We start from the raw sequence: 3,813 nt of genomic DNA, 5'->3' as shown, positions 1-3,813 counted from the left end.
ACCACCCCGGGCGCGAGAAGCGCCGCCGCCCGCTCGACGAGATCGCGCCTGGCCATCCAGCCTGGCCCGCGTGGGCGCAGGCCGGGCTGCGTGCGGCGCAGGTGGCGCCGTCGGCGGTCAACCGTCAGCCGTGGAGGTTCGCGCTCGGCACGGACGGCGCCGTGGAGGTCTCGTCTGCCGGGCGTGACATGCCGCTCGCGCCCGCCCGCCGGCTCGACTGCGGCATCGCTATGCTGCACTTCGAACTCGGCGCGCGCGGCGCGGGGTGCGCCGGGGTGTGGGAGCCGCTCGCAGGCGTGGCTGTCGCGAGGTGGGTGCCCACGCGAATCTGATGCGAGCTGTGCGCCCCGAACGAGCTGACGGCGACACCGCCTTGCGCGCGGTGCCGCCGTCTCTCTTACGCCCCCCGTCGTCCCCGGGGCGCGTGGTGCTCTGTCAGATACTGTACCCGAACGAGTCCCCGCCGTCGCTAGTACGTCTCGACGAACAGCTCGTAGTGCGCCTGCGGGTGCTTGCAGGCCGGGCAGCAGTCCGGCGCCTCCGGGCCCTCGTGTACGTAGCCGCAGTTGCGGCACTTCCAGCGCACCGTGCCGGCGCGCTTGAACACCGCGCCGCTCTCGATGTTCGCGCGCAGCTTGCGGTAGCGCATCTCGTGGTGCGCCTCGACCTCGGCGATCTCACGGAAGGCGGTCGCGACCTCGGGGAAGCCCTCCTCGTCGGCGATGGCCGCGAAGTCCGGGTAGATCGTGTCCCACTCCATCTTCTCGCCGTCGGCGGCCGCAAGAAGGTTGTCGAGTGTGGTGGCGATACGGCCGGCCGGATAGGTCGCGGTGATCTCGACCTCGCCGCCCTCGAGGAACTTGAAGAACACCTTCGCGTGCTCGCGCTCGTTCTCGGCGGTCTCGAGGAAGATCGCGGAGATCTGCTCGTAGCCTTCCTTCTTGGCCACGGACGCGAAGTAGGTGTAGCGGTTGCGCGCCTGGCTCTCGCCGGCGAACGCCTTGAGCAGGTTCTGCTCCGTGCGGGTCCCCTTGATGCTCGGCATGCGGCCTCCCTGCGGGCCGTCGGGGGCTTCTTGCGAAGGGTACTGTACCCGAAGGAGGTGACATCCCATGCCGCTGTCGCTCGGCTCGCTAGTGGAGATCGCGCCCGGCGTGCTGATGCCGCGGCTCGGGTTCGGCACGTACAAGGCCGCCGAGGGGTCCGAGGTGGAAGGCGCTGTGGCCGAGGCGCTCCGGGCGGGCTACCGCGGCGTGGACACCGCGTCGTTCTACGGCAACGAGCGCGGCGTGGGGCGCGCGATCGCGGAGAGCGGCCTCGCGCGCAAGGACGTGTTCGTCGCCACGAAGGTGTGGAACGACGAGCAGGGGTACGACGGGACGCTCCGCGCGCTCGAGCGCTCGCTCGGGCGGCTCGGGCTCGCGCACGTGGACCTGTACCTCGTGCACTGGCCGCAGCCCGCGCTCGCGCGCGACACCTGGCGCGCGATGGAGCGGGCGCTGGCCGACGGGCTGACGCGCGCAATCGGCGTGTGCAACCACCTGCCGCACCACGTCGAGGCGCTGCTCGCGCACGCGAGCGTGCCGCCGGCGATCGACCAGGTCGAGTTCCACCCGCTCCTGCAGTCGCCCGACCTGCAGGCGTACCTGCGCGAGCGGGGCATCGCGCTGCAGGCGTGGGCGCCGCTCATCCGCGGGCGCGCGGGCTCCGTGCCCGAGCTCGTCCGCATCGCCGGCGCACACGGGGTCACGCCCTCGCAGGTGTGCGTGCGATGGGCGCTGCAGCTGGGCCACTGCGCCGTGCCGAAGTCGGTGCACGCGGCGCGGATCCGCGAGAACGCCGACGTGTTCGGGTTCGAGCTGAGCGAGGACGAGATGGCGGCGATCGCCGCGCTCGACCGTAGCGAGCGGCTGGGGCCGCATCCGGACGTGGGGCCGGGGGCGTAGCTGACCGTTCACCGATTCGACCAGTGACCCGCGTCACACCTCCTGATTGGAGCGGCTCGGGCATACGTTCGTATGCACCCGAGTGAATAGACCCCCGTCTGGGGTGCGCGGCATAATCGAGCACAAGTCGCAGCGAGGCGGGGTGGCCTCGGCCGACTCTGGCGGCCCGTGCGGGTCAGTGGATGGGGAGGCGTCATGAAGAGCCGCAGCGCGTCAGGTTCCGTCCGTCGAACACTCGCGCGGGCGAGCAGGTCCCTTCTCGCGGCACTCATCGCTGCCTCCGGCGCTCAGCTCGCCGTGCCGAGCGTGGCCGTCGCCGGTCCGGCCGTACCGGTGGCAGCGAGCGACCCTGACGGGTTCTCGCAGGCCGCGAAGGTCCTGTCCGCGAGCGGCGCGGCGGGCGACGTCTTCGGCTGGTCGGTCGCCATCGACGGCGACACGGCCGTCGTGAGCTCGCACCTCGACGACGACAACGGTACGGACTCCGGCTCGGCGTACGTGTTCGTCCGGGACGGCGCCGGGTGGACGCAGCAGGCCAAGCTCCTGGCGAGCGACGGCGTGCAGGACGACTACTTCGGCGCATCGGTGGCCATCGACGGCGACACGATCGCGGTGGGCGCCCAGTGCGACGACGACATCGCGCTCAACGCCGGCTCGGCGTACATCTTCACGCGGAGCGGCACGACCTGGACCGAGCAGGCGAAGGTCACCGTCGCGGGCGGTCTCATGCATGACAGGTTCGGCTCCTCGATCTCGCTGTCCGGGGACACGCTGCTGGTGGGCGCCGAGGTCGCCGACGACAAGGGGACCGACTCCGGCGCGTCGTACGTGTTCACGCGCTCCGGCACCACGTGGAGCCAGCAGGCCAAGCTCAGCTCGGTCGACACGACCGGGGGCGACAGCCTCGGCAAGGGGGTGTGCGTCGAGGGCGACACGGCGATCGTGGGCGCGCCCTACGACGACGACCGGGGCAGCAACTCGGGCTCGGCCTACGTGTTCACGCGCAGCGGAACCACGTGGAGCCAGCAGTCCAAGATCACGGCGGGCGACGGCGCGGCCTCAGACTACTTCGGCTGGCGTGTCGGCCTTTCGAGCGGCACCGCGGTGGTCGGTGCATGGGGGGACAACAATGCCGCCGGTACGGACGCCGGCGCGGCGTACGCGTTCACGAGCAACGGCACCACGTGGACCCAGGAAGCGAAGCTCACGGCCTCGGACGGTGCCGCATCCGACAACTTCGGCAGTGCGGTCGGCGTCTCCGGTGACGCGATCGTGGTCGGGGCGCACGTAGATGACGACCTGGGCGACGGTTCGGGAGCCGCCTACGTCTTCACCCGCAGCGGAACGGCGTGGGCCCAGACGCGCAAGTTGCTCGCCCCGGACGGTGCCGCGGGAGACGACCTCGGGGTCTCGACCGCGATCTCGGGCGGCACGGTCATCGCGGGTGCGCGCTGGGACGACGATCTGGGCGCGGACGCCGGTTCGGCGTACTTCTTCTCGTCGACGTACGGTACGCGTGAGGACACGCCGATCTCGGTGCCCGCGACGGCGGGCGTGCTCGTCAACGACACCGATGCTGACTTCGACTCGCTGACCGCGACGCTCGTGGCGGGCCCGGCGCACGGTTCGGTGTCGCTGGCTGCAGACGGCTCGTTCACCTACACGCCGACCGCGGACTGGAACGGGACCGACGCCTTCACCTACCGCGCGAGCGACGGAGTGAACCAGTCGACGTCGGCGACCGTGACGATCGCAGTGACGCCCGTGGCCGACGCGCCCGTGGCGCCGGACGACCCGACGGCCGCGGGCCTGATGGTCAAGGTATCGGCCGAGGCCACGAATGCGGGCGGATGGCCGACGACCGGTC

The 3,813-nt window shown here is 71.4% G+C and carries 4 protein-coding genes; 3 read left to right on the top strand and 1 reads right to left on the bottom strand.

Annotated elements, in window-relative coordinates:
• Nucleotides 1-332: nitroreductase (locus FDZ70_07550; GenBank protein TLM73686.1), on the top strand; the 332-nt coding region annotated here is incomplete at its 5' end.
• 137 nt (nt 333-469) lie between these two features.
• Here the strand turns inward: FDZ70_07550 and FDZ70_07545 are convergent.
• The gene (locus FDZ70_07545) at nt 470-1,045 is read right to left on the bottom strand and encodes a rubrerythrin family protein (protein TLM73685.1); all 576 of its coding nucleotides are present in this window, start codon (nt 1,043-1,045) and stop codon (nt 470-472) included.
• A gap of 67 nt (nt 1,046-1,112) precedes the next feature.
• On the opposite strand from FDZ70_07545, the gene FDZ70_07540 reads away from it, so the two are divergent.
• On the top strand, nt 1,113-1,946 hold the full coding sequence (locus tag FDZ70_07540; GenBank protein TLM73684.1) for an aldo/keto reductase: 834 nt from the start codon (nt 1,113-1,115) through the stop codon (nt 1,944-1,946).
• A gap of 195 nt (nt 1,947-2,141) precedes the next feature.
• The coding region (locus FDZ70_07535) for a hypothetical protein (GenBank protein TLM73683.1) at nt 2,142-3,813 on the top strand (1,672 nt) is incomplete at its 3' end.

The sequence above is a fragment of the Actinomycetota bacterium genome (genome assembly GCA_005774595.1).
Lineage (GTDB): Bacteria > Actinomycetota > Coriobacteriia > Anaerosomatales > D1FN1-002 > D1FN1-002.
This window is presented reverse-complemented; position numbering and strand designations above follow the sequence as displayed.